This window comes from Burkholderia sp. JPY481, assembly GCF_038900515.1.
Lineage (GTDB): Bacteria > Pseudomonadota > Gammaproteobacteria > Burkholderiales > Burkholderiaceae > Paraburkholderia > Paraburkholderia youngii.
Window position 1 is genome coordinate 62,146 of record NZ_JAYMRT010000018.1, and the last position, 16,089, is coordinate 78,234.

A 16,089-nucleotide genomic window follows, 5' to 3' on the forward strand; every position below is an offset into this window, starting at 1 on the left:
ACGAAATTTAAGGGGTGTCCAAAAGAGCAATGCTCCGCTCTCGACGGATAATTGAGGCAAACGATCAATGCAAAGGAAGACCAGGCTTTGCGTGTGCCCTATTGCGCTGCGACCCACTGGAAACGCGAGTGGCTGGGATGAAGATTTTGTTAGTGGAAGACAATGTGCAAGTTGCCGGCTTTCTGAAGAAGGGGCTTGCGGAGGCAGGGCACGTGGTCGACTTTGCAGATAACGGCCGCGACGGCATGTTCTTCGCCATGCAGGGCGCGTACGATGCGATCGTCCTCGACCGCATGTTGCCGGGCGGAGTCGATGGGCTTGGTATCGTGACCGCGCTGCGGGCCACCGGGAGCAAGGTGCCGGTACTGATCCTGAGCGCCCTCGACGCCGTGGACGAGCGCATTCGCGGCCTGAAGGCCGGCGGCGACGACTATGTCGTCAAGCCATTCGCTTTCGGCGAGGTGCTGGCGAGGCTCGAGGTACTGATGCGCCGCTCGCAGAGCGACGTATTCGAGACCACGCTCAAGGTGGGAGACCTGTGCATCGATCTGCTTTCGCGAAGGGTGACGCGGGCCGGCAAGGCGATCACTCTGAAGCCGCGAGAGTTCAAATTGCTTGAATACCTGATGCGACATGCCGATCAGGTCGTCACGCGCACGATGCTGCTGGAAAATATCTGGGAATACCACTTCGACCCACAGACCAATGTGATCGACGTGCATGTGAGCAAGCTCCGGCAGAAGATCGATGCGGGGTTTGAGCGTTCTCTTTTGCGCACCGTGCGAAATGCCGGGTACATGCTGTCGGCCGACGCATGACTTCCAAAGCTCCGTGAAGCTGCGTATCGATACGGCAGCCGCCATGAACCTCGAAGAATCGAAAACGCAAACGCTGTGGGACGATGGTGTCCTCGTCCTCTCGCGCATCAGGACGCGAGGCGCCGCGCAAACCCGGCTGGCCGTGAGGCCATCGGCTGGACAACCCTCCGCGCAAACGCTGGCGTTGCTCGAGAACGCCTATGGACTGCGCGCGCGCCTCGATAGTCCCCGCTTTGCGCAACCGGACGTCCTGTTGCGGGAGCGTCAACGCATCACGCTGTTCCTCGACGATCCAGGCGGCAGCGTGCTGGCGTCGATGCAAACGCAATCCCTGGCGCTGGGTCACGTTCTTTCTATCGCAGCGAATGTCGCGGCCGCGCTCGAAGCCTTGCATCAACGCGACCTCGTCCATAGCGATCTTCGCCCCGCGCACCTGCTCGTGAACCCAAACACTGGGGCGGTCGCGCTCACGGGCTTTGGAATGACTGCCGCCGCCGCTCCTGAAGGCCAGGAAATCAGCCAGCCGGTGCTGTATGCGGACGCGTTGCCCTACGTCGCGCCCGAGCGTACCGGCCTCGTGAATCGGCGGCCCGATGGCCGTTCGGATCTGTATTCGCTGGGCGTTCTGATCTTTTGGATGCTCACGGGCAAATATCCTTATGTGGCGAGTTCGCCGGCCGAATGGCTGCACTGCCATACCGCGAGAACACCCATTTCGCTCAAGGAATGTGCCGCCGACATTCCCGCTCCGCTAGCCGCGATCGTCGAGCGCCTGCTCGCAAAAGCCGCCGAGGACCGCTACCAGACAGCGCGCGGGGTGGAGCACGACTTGCGGCTATGTGTCGAGCAATTGCGGCGCGGTGGGCGCATCGAACCATTCTTACCTGGCGCGGCGGACAACAGATTGCTGATTCCTGAGCGCCTGTATGGGCGAGAAAAGGAAATACGAGCGTTGCGCGCCGTTTTGGACCGGGTCGCTCACAGTCGTCTCACGGAATTCGTTCTCATATCCGGCTATTCGGGGATCGGCAAATCGTCGTTGGTCGAAGAATTCCATCAGATGATTGTCTGTTCGGGCAGCCGGTTTGCCTCGGGCAAATTCGATCAGTTCAAGCGGGACATTCCGTACGCGACGATCGCACGGTGCATGCAGGTGCTCGTAGAACAGGTCCTGGAGGAGGGGGAGCCCGACATCGCCAGGTGGCGAAAGCATCTTCAGGATGCGCTCGGTTCTCACGGGCAACTGATCCTCGATCTGATCCCCGAGCTCGAACGTGTCGTCGGTCCTCAGCCCGCCGTGGCGGAGCTTCCGCCACAGGACGCCCAGAAGCGGTTCGTCGCGGTGTTGACGCGATTCATCGGTGCCTTCGCCTTTCCGGCACAACCGCTGGTGCTGTTCCTCGACGATCTCCAATGGCTCGATTCCGGCACGATCTCGGTGCTCGAGGCACTGGGCAAGGCACCGGACATCCAGCACCTGATGCTCATTGGGGCCTTTCGTGACAACGAAGTAGGGCCCACGCATGCCTTGGCGGATGTTGTCAGGACCATTCGCGCGGGGCGGGTTCCTGTTCATGAATTGTTATTGGCCCCTCTTGGTGTGAGCGAGGTGGCGCGTCTCGTGCGCGACGCGACCCACAGCAGCACGCCACACACGGCGCAACTCGCGCAAGTCATGTTTGAAAAGACGGGGGGAAATCCGTTCTTCGCCGTCCAGTTCCTTCGTGTTCTGGCAGACGAAGGCTTTCTCAGCTTCGACCGGGCACGTCGCGAGTGGGCGTGGAATGCGGATCAAATCGCAAGCAGAGGGTTTCCCGACAGCGTCGTTGACCTGATGGTCGATAGACTGGGTCGTCTGTCCAGCTCGACTCGACGAGCGCTTGCCGACTTCGCCTGTCTCGGCGCCAGTGTTTCCACTTCGGTTCTCGCACGCGTGAGTGGCGAGTCGAGCGAGACAGTCGAGGCCGTGCTGGCGGAAGCTGCCTCACAGGGTATCGTCTATCGATTGACCGATGGCTACGCTTTCGTACACGACAGGATTCAGGAGACCGCCTACGCGCTCATTGCGGAGGCGGATAGAGCGAGGGCGCATCTGCGCATCGGCGCGATGCTGGATGGCGGCGACAGTGACCCTGACGTAGAACGGAATATTTTCGAAATCGTCAATCAATACAATCGCGCGATCGATGCGATCGACGATGTCGAGGTGCGCACCCGCGTGGCCGGACTTAATCTGCGCGCCGGACGCCGTGCGAGGGCGTCGGCTGCCTACGGTTCCGCGCTCACGTATCTGGCGCTTGGCAGCGATATTTTCGGTAGCGGGGCGTGGGACACGCACTATGGCGAAAAATTTTCGCTCGAGCTGCTTCGCGCAGAATGCGAATTCCTGACCGGAAACGCCGAGGGTGCCGACGCGCGCCTGTGCGCTCTTGCTGCCCAAGCGAATAAGGTGCCCGACAAGGCTGCGGTGGCGTTTCTGCGCGTCACGCTGCATACGGCGCTCGATCGGATGCCGGCCGCCATCGATATCTGCCTCGACTATCTGCGTGATGTCGGCATCGATTGGGTCGCGCATCCTGCCCGCGAGGCGGCCAAAGCGGAGTTTGCGACGCTGCTCGGCCAGATCGGGCAAAGACCGATTTCGGCCCTGATCGACCTCCCTTTGCTCGAGGACGAGGCGTTGGAGGCGACACTCGATGTGTTGACCGCGGTCTTGCCCCCCGCGTTCTTTACTGACGAGAACCTGGTTTGTCTGGTGCTGTGCCGCATGGCGAACCTGAGCATCCGTCATGGGAACGCCGACGCTTCCTCGCTGGGCTTTGCCTATCTTGGTATGGTGGCGGGCCCGATTTTCGGCGATTACCGCGCGGGCTTCGAGTTCGGCAGACTGGGACTTTCGCTCGTCGACGAGAGGGGCCTTGGCCGGTTCAGGGCGCGCGTGTACATGTGCTTCGCCTATCACGTGATGCCATGGACGCAACCCATGCGCGCGGGACTCCCGCTGCTGCGGCGTGCCTTTGAAGCCGCGACGCAAAGCGGCGATCTCACGTACGTCGGCTTCAGCAGCTGCTGTCTCGTCACGAGTCTGCTTGCGGCCGGCGACGCGCTGGCCGAGGTCGAGGATCAGGCCGTCGAGCGTCTGCGCATCGTTCGCGCGGCCGGGTTCGGGCTGATCGTCGACATCATGACCGCGCAGTTGTCCCTGATTCGCGGGCTGCGTGGATCGGCGCCCTGGCTCGGCTCGGCCGAAGCGGACTATGCGGACGAGGCGAGCCTCGAGCAGCATCTCGAAGACGATCCGGCGCTCGCCATAGCAGCGTGCTGGTACTGGATACGGCAGCTGGAGGCGCGTTATTTCGCGGGCGATATCGCAGGTGCGCTCGCGGCGGCAAACAGGGCCTCGCCATTGCTGTGGACTTCGTCGGGCCACTTCGAACTGGCGGAATACCATTTCTTTTCCGCGCTGGCGCGTCTGCAATCGCACGACACCTTGGCGCCCGGCGAGCGGGTTGCCAACCTGGCGGCTCTCGCCGACCATGTCGACAAGTTGCGCGACTGGGCCAGTCACAGTCCCTCGAACTTCGCTTCGCGCGCCGCGCTGGTCGAGGCCGAAATCGCTCGTACGGAGGGCCGCGAGTTCGAGGCAATGCGCTTGTACGAGCGTGCGATCGAGAGTGCTCGCGAGCAACGCCTGCCGCATGTCGAAGGCCTCGCCAATGAAGTCGCTGGCCGGTTCTACATGGAACGCGGGTTTGCAGCGATCGGCGCGGTCTACTTGCGCAACGCGAGGCTGGCCTGGTTGAACTGGGGGGCAATGGCGAAAGTCAGGTCGCTCGAGGCTCGATACCCCGAGCTCGCGGCGCAGGGCATCGGGAGTCCACAGAGCGGAGCGGTGGCGAATCAACTGGAGGTGGAGACGGTCGTCAAGGCGTCGCAGGCGATTTCGAGCGAGCGGGCCCTGGAGCGTCTGATGCATACGCTGATGTCGATCGTGCTCGAGCACGCGGGCGCGAGGCGCGCGTTGTTGATCCTGCCGCACGCGGAGCAGCTTTGCGTCGAAGCGGAGGCCACGGCAATCCGGGAGGGCAGCACGGTCAACGTAGAGCGCCGGGCCGCATCTTTCAAGGAGGTGCCGCTCGCGATGCTCCATCACAGCCTTCGTACGCGCGAACCGGTGCTGGTGGATGATGCCGCAGTGGAGAATCCGTTCGCGTCGGATGAGTACTTCGACGGCCGGCAGGCTCGCTCGGTGCTGTCCCTGCCGCTCGTCAAGCAGGCCCGGGTGATCGGCGCTCTGTACCTCGAGAACGAACTCGCGCCCGGCGCTTTTACGCCCTCGCGCATGGCTGTGCTCAGGCTGCTCGCTTCGCAGGCGGCGATATCGATCGAAAATGCCAGCCTGGAGGAAATCGAAGCGCTGCTCGACGAAAAAGACGCTCTGCTGCACGAGGTGCATCACCGGGTCAAGAACAACCTGCAGTTGATCAGCAGCCTGCTCAACCTTCAGGCCGGACGCACGGACGACCGCTCGACAGCGGAACTCCTGCTCGACAGCAGGAACCGGGTACGCTCGATGGCGATGGTTCACGAGAATCTCTATCGGGCCGGCAATTTTGCGCGCATCGATATGGCGTCGCACATCCGGAATCTGTGCGCGCATCTCTCGCGCGCCTATGAATTGAGCCGGTTGAACGTCTCGCTCGACGTGCTCGTCGACGACGTGCAACTCGACATGAATCGGGCCGTGGCTTGCGGGATGATCGTCAACGAGCTGGTGTCGAACGCACTCAAGCACGCCTTTCCGGACGGGCGGCACGGGCGCTTGCGCGTCGAGCTGGCGTCGGACGATGAGCGCAGGTGCCGGCTGAGCGTGTCGGACGACGGCATTGGGCTGTCGACCGATTTTTCTATCGAAGAGGCGGATTCTCTCGGGTTGCAGCTCGTTTCCGACCTTTCGCGCCAGCTGCATGCCTCGCTACAGATCGGTCGCGATACGGGCACGAGCTTCGTCATTCACTTCACTCTCTAACAGGCGGGCTTGATCATGGCGCCGGCGCGCATCCTCATTGTGGAAGACGATCGGGTGGTCGCACGCGACATCGCGCAACAGTTGACGCGCTGCGGTCATGCGGTTGCAGGCAACTGCGCGAGCGGCGAGGAGGCGCTAGCGGTCGCCATGCAAACGCCGCTGGACCTCGTACTCATGGATGTTCAGCTCGAGGGAGAGCTGGACGGTATCGATACGGCCCGACGCTTGCGCGAAGCGCTCAATCTGCCGGTGGTGTTCCTCACGGCGTACGCAGACGAAGAGACGGTGCGGCGCGCGACGGTGACCGAGCCGTTCGGTTATGTCCTGAAGCCATTCGACGACCAGCAACTGCGCACCGTCGTCGAAATGGCGCTGTACAAGCATGCCGCTGAGCGCCGCCTGCGCGAGAGCGAGCAGCGTTACGCGGTCACGCTTGCCAGTATCGGTGACGGCGTGATCGCGACGGACTGCGATTCGCTCATTACGCTGTTCAATCCCGTGGCCGAAGCGTTGACCGGATGGTCGCGAGAACAGGCGCAGGGGCAACCTCTCGCGAATGTTCTGGTGCTGGTCGACGAGGATACGAACACGCCATTGAGCGATGTCGGCACCGCGGTGCTGCGCAAGGGGGCGCCGGTCGATCTGCCGGCACGAACCAGACTGATTGGCAGACACGGGCGTGAAGTGCCGGTTGAAAACCGGCGCACGCCCATTGTCGACGATGCCGGTCAGGTCGTCGGCGTGGTGCTCGTGATTCGCGACGTGACCGAGACACGGCGCGCGGCCCAGGCGGAAATCCTGCGCGAAACCAACGAGCGTCTTGGCGCGGCCATGCGCGGGTCGAACGTCGGCGCATGGGAACTCGAACTGGCAGGCGTTGATGAGCGTCACTGGTCATTGCGCAGCTGGAATATCCGGGAGTGGCTAGGCTATGGCGACGATGCCTGCCCCGACAGTTTCGACGGATTCATGGCGATCGTTCACCCTGACGACCGGCGCCGGGTTGCCGAGATGTTCACCAGTCAGAACAGGGATTCCAGCGATGCGATCGAGATCGAGCACCGCCTGCTTCATCGCGATGGCTCATGCCGTTGGGTGCTCACGCGCGGCACACAGCGCAATTCGGCAAGCTGTTCGCTCTGCCTGAGCGGCACGCTGATCGACATTACCGAGCGCAAGGCGCTCGAGGCGACGGTGCTGATCGCACGAGACGAGGCCGAAGCGGCGAACAAGGCAAAGGATCAATTCCTCGCCAACATCAGCCACGAACTCAGAACGCCGCTGAACGGCATCCTCGGCTACGCGCAGATCCTGCGCCGCGACGAGGCGCTAGGAACGCAGCAGAGATCGCGTGTGTTGGTCATCGAGCAAAGCGGGACTCACCTGCTGACGCTGATCAACGACCTGCTGGAGTTCGCCCGCATTGGCGCCGGCAGAATCGAACTGCAGCCGGGTGACGTGTTGCTTGCACCGTTTCTGGAAATGCTTGCCGAGCTGATCAGCGTGCCTGCCCGCGAGAAAGGCCTCACGCAGACCTGCATGATTGCGCCTGGGCTGCCGAAGGTGATCCGCGCTGACGAAAAGCGCTTGCGCCAGGTATTGCTCAACCTGCTTTCGAACGCGGTGAAATTTACGGACCACGGAGAAGTTGCATTCATGGTCGGACAGGGGCGCGCCGATAACGTGCGCTTCGAGGTACGGGACACCGGAATCGGCATCAAACCCGATCATATCGAGCGCATCTTTCAACCGTTCGAGCAGGCCGGCGATAGCGAGCGGCGCAGCGCGGGTGTGGGCCTGGGGCTGGCCATCAGCCAGCATCTGGTTCGACTCATGGGCAGCGAGATTCATGTGGAAAGTGAACACGGAAGAGGAAGCCGGTTCTGGTTCGATCTTGCCGTGCGAGACTCAAATGCAATGGCGCGCGACGCCGATGACACGAGCGGCACCACACGGCAAGACATCGACGCTGCGGTCGAAACGATGGCGCGCGACAGCGGAAATCGTGCGCTCGCGTCGGTGCTACCGGGGAACCCGTTCGCGGAGGCCGCGTGCGGGCCGGGTGATTCGGCGCCGGTCGCGGCGTGTCCTGGTCATCCCGACGCGTCCGCTACGCTGATCGTTCCAGCGCAGGAGGCCATCGAGGTTCTGCATCGCATGGCGTTGCGAGGCCAGATGCGCGACGTCATGAGGCACGCCGACTCACTGCTGGAAATCGATAGACGTTATGAGGCATTTGCCCTAAGGGTGCGCAAGCTCGCGGAAAGCTTCGAATCGCGGGAATTGCTTGCGTTCATCGAGCGGCATTTGAACGGGAAATAGTGGTCATGCCATATAGATCCAATAACAATCCGCCGCTCGTGCTGGTGGTCGACGATATGGCGTCGAATCTGGGCCTCGTGGTTGACTTTCTGGAAAGCAACGACCTGTGGGTCTCGATTGCCCGTGATGGAGAAGAGGCGCTCAGGCGGGCCGAACTCGTGTGCCCGGATCTGATCTTGCTCGATGTCATGATGCCCGGCGTGGATGGCTTCGAGGTGTGTCGGAGATTGAAGGCAAATCCGCAGACCAGTGAGATTCCGGTCATCTTCATGACGTCGCTTTCCCAGACGGAGGACAAGACGTCCGGCTTCGACGTCGGCGCAGTCGACTATGTGACCAAGCCGCTGCAAATGGCGGAATTGCTCGCAAGGGTAAAAACACACCTGAAGCTGGGGCGGCTGCAAAAAGCCCTCAAAGAGCAGAACGCGCGCCTCCAGGAAGAAGTGCGCAGCCGCGAAGCCGCGCAGGAAGCGCTGATCGAGATGATCCATAGCGTTCGCAACACGTCGAATGCCATCGCTCACGATTTGCGAACCCCGTTGACCGAGTTCCGTTCGAGGATGGAGGTGATGATCCTCGACCTGAAGAAGAAGGTCGATGTCGAAACGCTGGAGCGGTTTGAAAGCGCATTGGCTGACATCGATCGTGTCATCGGCATCTTCAACGCGCTTTTGCGGCTCGCTGAAATCGATGCGGGACTGCGTAACTCCGGATTTTTGCCCAGCGACGTGGCCCATATCGTTTCGGAAGCCGTGGAGTTCTATCAGCCGCTGGCGGAACTGCGCTCTCTCACCCTGTCGCTGCATTGCCCGGACAGTCTGCCCGCGTTGGTGGACCCTTTGCTGGTCGCGCAGGCGATCGGCAATCTGATCGACAACGCACTGAAGTTTGCGCGCACACGCGTCGATGTCGCGGTACGCGACTATGACGGCGTGATCGAGGCGAGCGTGAGCGACGACGGGCCAGGCGTTCCCGATGCCGAAAAAGATAAGGTAACCGAACGGTTCTACCGCGGTGACGCCAGCCGCGGGACCCCTGGCGTGGGGTTGGGGCTGGCCCTCGTCAAAGGAGTCGCGACGTTGCATCGCGGCGAACTTCGACTCGAGGACTGCCATCCTGGGCTGACCGTAAAGTTGACGCTAGCGCGCTGAGGCCAGCGCGCCGCGTGAAGGGTCGGGCTGCGCCCGGCCGGCGCGGCTCGACGACATGGGTCGAAGGGATCTTAGACCTATGGATAATGGTTCGGATTGCGTTCGCACACTAGCATACGTTCAAGCCCTGCCGCATTGCCGCCGAATCATGAACGCGGCAGTTGAATCTGGCAGGTTGGCCGTGCCGAAAGGCACCGGCGGACGTGTGGAGAGAGTGCGAAATGCTCAATTTTGGTCGAGTGACGGTCTCTCTCGAATGCCGTCAAGTGTTCGCCGATGGCCAGCCTGTGCATATCGGCGTGCGGGCGTTCGAGATCCTGGAACTTCTCATCGGTGCCGAGGGAGGGTTGGTCACAAAGGACGAGATCATGCGTACCGTGTGGCCGAACACGATCGTCGTCGAGAATAACATTCAGGTCCACGTTTCGACGCTGCGCAAGCTGTTCGGCGGCAAGTACGGCTGGATCCGGACCGAGGCGGGCAGGGGATACCGGTTCGCGCCGCCCGCCGACGGCACGCGCGCATCGGCCTGGGATGCCGTGCCCGTGCCCGTTCCCGCTTCCGTGCCGCGCAAATTGCCGTTGATTGGCCGCGAAAGCGAAACCGCGGAGCTTCGGAGCCTGATCGAGCGGGAATTGCTCGTGACGGTGGTGGGCACGGGCGGGGTCGGCAAGTCGCACCTCGCTCTGGAAGCCGCTGCAGCTCTCGCGTGTTCGCGCGGCACCAGGGCGTGTCACATCGATCTTGCCAACCTCGCCGGACGTGAAGCGCTCGTGGCCGCGGTACTGGGTGCGCTGCGTGGTTCAGCGCAAGCCTGCGAGGGCGGCATGGGTGACGTATTGCGCGAAATCGCCGCTCGCAAGTTCGTGCTCGTGTTCGACAACGGCGAGCGATGCGCGGATGAGCTTGCGGGCATTTGCGAGGCGATCGCCGCGTCGAACTCGGGGGCGTCGATGCTCGTAACGAGCCGGGAGCCCTTGCGGGTCGCCTGCGAACGCATTTATTGGGTCGGCCCGCTCGCCGTCCCCGATGCCGGGGCGAGCGACAGCGATCTTGCGACGTGCGGCGCCGTCAGGATGTTCATCGCGCGCGCGCGTGCGGTCGGGGCGGAGTTCGTCGAGGACTCGAAAACGCTAAGGGCCATTGCGAGCGTATGCCAAAGGCTCAACGGCTTGCCCCTGGGGCTGGAGCTTGCGGCCGCACGTGCTGCGTCGCTCGGCGTCAAGGGGCTCGTCGCGGATCTGGACCGATCGCTGCTGTCGCTCTCGGGCGGTTTGCGCACCGCGCATCCGAGGCAACGGACGCTGCGGGCGACCATAGAGTGGAGCTACGAGCTTCTCAGCGAGGTCGAGCGTACCGTATTGCGGCGCCTCGCCGTGTTCCCGGGTACGTTCAGGCTCGAAGCTGCCTGCGCGCTCGCTTGCTGCGAGCAACTAGGCCGCGACGCCGTGCTTGACTGCGTGGTCAGCCTCGCGTCCAGGTCGTTGCTCGTAGTACACGCGACGGGCGAGTCGAAATGCTATTCATTGCTGGAGTGGGTGCGCCTCTATGCGCTCGAAAAACTCGAGCAGGGTGGTGAGCGCGCACATGTTTGCGATCGTTACCTTTCGAATGCGGGAGCCGAAACGTCGCTGGCCGCCACCCGTCGAGCTTCACCGATGGCGCTGACGGTCGCCGCGCGGTCGCCATATCGCGACACCTATATGGTCTAGATTAAATGGCTATTGTCTGCATCATCGATGACGACGCATTGATACGCAAGAGTCTGACGAGTCTGCTGAAGTCGGCCGGTCATACCGCCGCGCCGTTTGCTTCCGGAGAGGCGTTCCTCGCTTCCCCTCATGCCGGCCACTCTGAGTGCATTCTGCTGGACCTGAAGCTGAAGGGCGCGAATGGGCTCGAGATTCAGCGGCAACTGCTCGAACGGGGCGTCGATGCTCCGGTGATATTCATCTCGTCGCTCGGCGACGACGCGTCCGTTGGGCGGGCGCTGGAACAGGGCGCGCGTGCGTTCTTGCACAAACCCTTTTCGTCCGAAGAGATACTCGAGCTGATCGATCGTTTCACCCCGCGCCGCGTGCCCAAGGCTGGCAGCGGCGACGCCGGCGAGGCATGAGCATGGTTGGAACAGGCGAGGCGCACATGATTGTCGCAGACGACACGAGCATCACCCCGCTCGAACCTGAAGTTCCATATTCTTCTCTGGAACATCGGGCGCACCAGATGTTTCCGCGTCTTTCCGGTACCGAGATTCTTAGTGCGAGCCGCTTTGCCCGCCCCAGGTCGTTCAACGCCGGTGATTCGATTTTCCAGATGGGACACGTCGCCGATGGGCTGTTCATCCTGTTGCGCGGACGCGTGCGGATCTCTTCGCGCGACCCGCAAGGACATGCCACGCTCGTAACGGAGCACGACGAAGGGCATTTCATGGCCGAAATGGCCCAGCTCACCGGCAAGCCTTCGCTCGTGGACGCGGTCGCGTTGACCGACTGCGATACGCTCGTGCTGAGGCCCGATCAGCTACGGGCGCTGATCATCGCGGATGCCCAGCTCGGCGAGCACATCATGCGCGCGTTGATCCTGAGGCGTCTCGGGCTCATCGAGCAGGGGCTGGGTCCCGTCATCGTCGGTCATGGCGACGACACGCGGCTGCTTCGTCTGCAAGGCTTTCTGCGGCGCAACGCCTATCCGGCCGCGGTGCTCGATGCACGCAACGATGCGGACGCCGTGGGGCTGCTTGCCGGCCTCACCTCGACTCCGGACGACTTCCCGCTCGTCTTTTGTCCGGACGGATCGGTCCTGAGAGCACCGGACGAAGTGGAACTCGCCACACGGCTCGGACTCGTGCCGACCTTCTGTGCTTCGCAATGCTATGACATCGCAATCATCGGGGCCGGGCCGGCTGGTCTCGCGGCTGCGGTCTATGCGGCTACGGAAGGCCTTTGCGTCGTGGTCTTCGACCAGCGCGCCCCCGGCGGCCAGGCCGGAGCGAGCGCGCGTATCGAGAACTATCTCGGCTTTCCCACTGGAATATCGGGGCAGGCGCTCGCGGCGCGCGCGTTCCAGCAGGCGCTGAAATTCGGCGTGCACGTGGCCATTCCGAGCGCGGTCACGCGTATCGAGCGCTCGCGAGGCCGCTTCATGCTCCGGCTGTCCGATCGCCAGTGCGTTCGGGCGCGCACGGTCGTCATTGCGAGCGGCGCCGCCTATCGAAAGCCTGCTATGCCCGGATTCGACCGCTTCGAGGGCGCCGGGCTCTACTACTGGGCATCGCCGATCGAGGCGCGTCTCGTGAAAGGCCATGACGTCGTGCTGATCGGTGGCGGAAACTCGGCGGGCCAGGCGGTCGTATTCCTCGCCAACTTCGCCAAGAGCATACGCGTCCTGATACGCGGCCATAGTCTCGAAGCGACCATGTCGCGCTACCTGATCGATCGAATCGGCGCGCTCTCGAATGTCTCCATTTGCACGGGATGCACGCTTGAATCACTGGAAGCGAACGATGGGCGTCTCGCGCGCATTCGGGTTCGCCATCGGCAATCAGGAGCCGAGATCATCGAGACGCGGTATCTGTTTCTGTTTATCGGCGCCGACCCGAACACCGACTGGCTGGCGTCGCTCGGCGTTCGACTGGACGAGCGTGGATTCGTCCTGACCGGGCGTACCGAGGCCAACAACGGTTCGGCGTGTCTCCCACTGGAGACGAACGTGCCGGGCCTTTTCGCGATCGGCGACGTGCGCTCTGGCGCGCCGAAACGGGTGGCCGCGGCGGTAGGAGACGGCGCGGCGGTCGTGAGCCAGATTCATGCGTGGCTCAGTCGAGATGCAGAGGAGAGCGAGGTTTCCTGAACGGTACGGGGAGCGCCTCGCTACGGTTCGAGCAGGCGTAAGAGGCGCAGCTCCTCGAGATCCAGTTCGGACTCGATGCGATGCAGCACGCCGTCGTCCACCTTGCCGTCACGATGGAGATCGAGCAACGCCTCGCGCGACACGCCTACCAGATCGAGTTCGGCGCGCAGAAAGCCTGCGCGGTGCGCGACCCGCTCCGCGCCCGAGGCGTGCGCGTCTTTGTTCGCCGCGACGCGGACCCGGTACTCGGCGAGCAGGCGATCGAGCGTCGCGCGGTCCAAGCCGGAGGTGCGCTTGCCGGTCTCTTCGAGCGCGGCGAGCGCCGCGCCGAACGTATGCGCCCGCGCCTCATGCTCGGACATGGTGTGACGTGCGCTCGGGCGCAATTTCAGCAAGCGGATGAGAGGTGCCAGGCTCGCGCCTTGCACGACGAGCGTCGCGATGATGAGCAGGAAAGTACTGAAGACGATCAGGTCTCGGCCCGGAAAATTACCCGGCAGCGCAAGCGCCGCTGCGAGGCTGACGACGCCGCGCATGCCGGCCCAGCCGAGCACGACCGCCTCGGCGAACGACCACGGCTGGCCGCCCGCTGTCCCCGCACGGATGCGGCCCGGCAGCCAAAGCGCCGCGAATACCCACAGGAGGCGAGCGACGATCGCCGCCGCGGTCGCCGGCAACGCGACGCGCAGGCCCGCCATCAATACAGCGCCTTCGTGATTCACGCGCGCGAGTATGCCGTGCAGTGCGAGCCCAATCAGGATGAAGACGAGCGCATCCAGCACGAACACGATCGCCTGCCAGGTCGCCTTGGCCTTGATGCGCATGTCGGCGTCAAAGACCCAATGCTGGCGGATGCCGAGCACGAGGCCACAGGTCACGACGGAAAGCACGCCTGATCCGTGCACGGCCTCGGCGACGCCATAGCTCGCCCATGCCGCCATGAAGGTCACGACGATGCCGAGCATGGGATCGTGCAGACGCGGCAGCACCCAGCACATCGCCTGGCCACAGACCAGACCGACAGCGATGCCGATTAGCGTCAGCATGAAGAACAGGCCCGTTCCACCCGCAACGGTGACCGTGGCCGCCAGCGCCGCCGAGACCGCTATCTGGTAGAGCAGCAGGCCCGAGGCGTCATTGACGAGGCTTTCTCCTTCGAGCACCGCTACGAGTCGTGCGGGCAGCGGGTTGCGCTGCAGGATCGCCTTCGCGGCAACGGCGTCGGGAGGCGAGACGATCGCACCCAGCGTGAAGCACGCGGCCCATGGCAGGCCAGGATTGAAAGCGTGCACGGTGGCGGCGACCGCGACCGTCGTGAACGTTACAGCCCCGAGCACGAGCGAGACGATCGTGCCGATTGACTGCCGGAATTCCTTCCACGCCGTATAGAACGAGCTCGACATCAGCAGTGGCGGCATCACGGCCGCGAGCAGCAGGTCGGGGTCCATGTCGGGCACGCGCTTGCCGGCGACTGCAATCACGCAGCCGCCCGTCAGTAGCACGACCGCAGGCGGGATGGCGGCACGAGCGGCAAGCCAGGTCAGCGCGCCCGCGCCGCAGATCAGGAGCAGCAGGTATTGAAAGAGCTCGACGTTGTTCATTCGTGTACCGGCGGATAACGCAGCGTGCACGAGCGTGAGTGGCAGCCCATCACGATGATCGCTGGTCTCTTGGGGCCGCGTCGGATACGTGAGCGCCTGGCAGCCGCCCGAACATGTGCTGGCTGCATTTGGCTTCGCGCCATGCCGCGCCCAGATGCAGGCCCGATAGCACCTGCCGTGCGAGGGGAAGAATCTGCTCGCCTGCCAGCATGCCGAGCAGGCCGAGCAGCGCGATCGTGGGCGGGGCCGGCGACTGCACGCCGATCGCAGCGTAAACGATACCGGCGAGCAAGCCGGCGCACAGCGAAAGGAAGTAGGGTTTCATGTTGCGGATCTCGTTGACTAGCATCGGGTTGCGCAGGCTCTGCGTGGAAAAGTCGTTGAAAGCGTATCGGCTTCCAGAGCCTAAGAGAAGGCCGATTAAGGTTTATTAAGGGTAAATTTTTTGAATTAGATTAATTCGATTTTTTAGTTGTTGGTTTCCCGCCTTTTCATGTCAAATGCATGCAGCTGGACGACACCCTACCAGCTCAGCGCACATTCGAATCCTCCCGATCATTGCGGCGAGGTGGATTTTTCTCCCACCGGTTCAAAGGACATTTAAATCATGAGTAATCCGAAACTTGAAGTGCTGACCCCGCAGAACAGTCAGCTGATCATCATCGATCAGCAACCGCAAATGGCTTTCGGCGTGCAGTCGATCGACCGTCAGGTGCTGAAGAACAACGTGGTCGCGCTCGCCAAGGCGGCCAAGGTCTTCAAGATTCCGACCACGATCACGACGGTCGAAACGCAAAGCTTCTCGGGTTTCACGTATCCCGAGCTGCTTGACGTATTTCCTGATCACAAGCTGCTCGAGCGCACTTCGATGAATTCGTGGGACGACCAGAAGGTCCGCGATGCGCTCGCCGCAAACGGCCGCAAGAAAGTGGTCGTGGCGGGCCTGTGGACGGAGGTCTGCAATACGACTTTCGCGCTCTGTGCAATGCTCGAAGGCGACTACGAGATCTACATGGTGGCTGATGCATCGGGCGGCACGTCCAAGGACGCGCACGACTATTCGATGCAACGAATGGTGCAGGCCGGTGTCGTGCCCGTCACGTGGCAACAGGTGATGCTCGAATGGCAGCGCGACTGGGCGCACCGCGAAACCTACGACGCGGTCATGGCGATCGCCAAGGAACACTCGGGTGCATACGGCATGGGCGTCGACTATGCGTACACGATGGTCCACAAGTCCCCGCAGCGCACGAGCGTGCAGCACGAGTTGCTCGCAGCGGTGCCTGCGAAATAAACGCGTTCGTCACGATTGCGGGAGC

The 16,089-nt window shown here is 62.8% G+C and carries 10 protein-coding genes and 1 pseudogene; 9 read left to right on the forward strand and 2 right to left on the reverse strand.

The annotated features are described in order from the left end of the window. The first annotated feature begins 137 nt into the window (after positions 1 to 137). From VSR82_RS31355 to VSR82_RS31390, 8 genes and pseudogenes are all read left to right on the forward strand, one after another. Entirely contained in the window at positions 138 to 818 is a 681-nt protein-coding gene (locus tag VSR82_RS31355) for a winged helix-turn-helix domain-containing protein (RefSeq protein WP_368582192.1), read from the forward strand. Between the two features lie 43 nt (positions 819 to 861). Beyond that, the gene (locus VSR82_RS31360; protein WP_498858337.1) at positions 862 to 5,847 is read left to right on the forward strand and encodes an AAA family ATPase; all 4,986 of its coding nucleotides are present in this window, start codon (positions 862 to 864) and stop codon (positions 5,845 to 5,847) included. Between the two features lie 15 nt (positions 5,848 to 5,862). Further along, positions 5,863 to 6,567: pseudogene (locus VSR82_RS31365) on the forward strand (response regulator); the annotation flags it as partial. Positions 6,568 to 6,678: 111 nt separating this feature from the next. Beyond that, positions 6,679 to 8,169: a sensor histidine kinase gene (locus tag VSR82_RS31370; protein WP_498858363.1), complete on the forward strand. Its 1,491-nt coding sequence runs from the start codon at positions 6,679 to 6,681 to the stop codon at positions 8,167 to 8,169. Positions 8,170 to 8,207: 38 nt separating this feature from the next. Beyond that, positions 8,208 to 9,320 carry a hybrid sensor histidine kinase/response regulator gene (locus tag VSR82_RS31375; RefSeq protein ID WP_368582189.1) on the forward strand — a complete coding sequence of 371 codons (1,113 nt, stop codon included), beginning with the start codon at positions 8,208 to 8,210 and terminating at the stop codon, positions 9,318 to 9,320. A 266-nt stretch (positions 9,321 to 9,586) separates the two neighbouring features. Beyond that, a complete protein-coding gene (locus VSR82_RS31380) occupies positions 9,587 to 11,032 on the forward strand; it encodes an ATP-binding protein (protein ID WP_498858338.1) in 1,446 nt (481 codons plus the stop codon). A 5-nt stretch (positions 11,033 to 11,037) separates the two neighbouring features. Next, positions 11,038 to 11,436 (forward strand): response regulator transcription factor, encoded by a 399-nt coding sequence (locus tag VSR82_RS31385; RefSeq protein WP_498858339.1) that lies wholly within the window; start codon positions 11,038 to 11,040, stop codon positions 11,434 to 11,436. A gap of 26 nt (positions 11,437 to 11,462) precedes the next feature. Continuing rightward, positions 11,463 to 13,169 (forward strand): FAD-dependent oxidoreductase, encoded by a 1,707-nt coding sequence (locus VSR82_RS31390; protein ID WP_498858340.1) that lies wholly within the window; start codon positions 11,463 to 11,465, stop codon positions 13,167 to 13,169. A gap of 20 nt (positions 13,170 to 13,189) precedes the next feature. Here VSR82_RS31390 and VSR82_RS31395 read toward each other — a convergent pair whose 3' ends face one another. After that, positions 13,190 to 14,770: a Na+/H+ antiporter gene (locus VSR82_RS31395; protein ID WP_498858341.1), complete on the reverse strand. Its 1,581-nt coding sequence runs from the start codon at positions 14,768 to 14,770 to the stop codon at positions 13,190 to 13,192. A gap of 49 nt (positions 14,771 to 14,819) precedes the next feature. Continuing rightward, entirely contained in the window at positions 14,820 to 15,095 is a 276-nt protein-coding gene (locus VSR82_RS31400; RefSeq protein ID WP_498858342.1) for a DUF1427 family protein, read from the reverse strand. Positions 15,096 to 15,377: 282 nt separating this feature from the next. On the opposite strand from VSR82_RS31400, the gene VSR82_RS31405 reads away from it, so the two are divergent. Further along, on the forward strand, positions 15,378 to 16,064 hold the full coding sequence (locus tag VSR82_RS31405; protein ID WP_368582183.1) for a hydrolase: 687 nt from the start codon (positions 15,378 to 15,380) through the stop codon (positions 16,062 to 16,064). Positions 16,065 to 16,089: the final 25 nt, after the last annotated feature.

Bases quoted from the DNA above. Each gene is read 5' to 3' on its own strand.
- VSR82_RS31355 (WP_368582192.1), top strand. From the start codon at position 138: ATGAAGATTTTGTTAGTGGAAGACAATGTGCAAGTTGCCGGCTTTCTG.
- VSR82_RS31360 (WP_498858337.1), top strand. From the start codon at position 862: ATGAACCTCGAAGAATCGAAAACGCAAACGCTGTGGGACGATGGTGTC.
- VSR82_RS31370 (WP_498858363.1), top strand. From the start codon at position 6,679: ATGCGCGGGTCGAACGTCGGCGCATGGGAACTCGAACTGGCAGGCGTT.
- VSR82_RS31385 (WP_498858339.1), top strand. From the start codon at position 11,038: ATGGCTATTGTCTGCATCATCGATGACGACGCATTGATACGCAAGAGT.
- VSR82_RS31390 (WP_498858340.1), top strand. From the start codon at position 11,463: ATGATTGTCGCAGACGACACGAGCATCACCCCGCTCGAACCTGAAGTT.
- VSR82_RS31395 (WP_498858341.1), bottom strand. From the start codon at position 14,770: ATGAACAACGTCGAGCTCTTTCAATACCTGCTGCTCCTGATCTGCGGC.
- VSR82_RS31400 (WP_498858342.1), bottom strand. From the start codon at position 15,095: ATGAAACCCTACTTCCTTTCGCTGTGCGCCGGCTTGCTCGCCGGTATC.
- VSR82_RS31405 (WP_368582183.1), top strand. From the start codon at position 15,378: ATGAGTAATCCGAAACTTGAAGTGCTGACCCCGCAGAACAGTCAGCTG.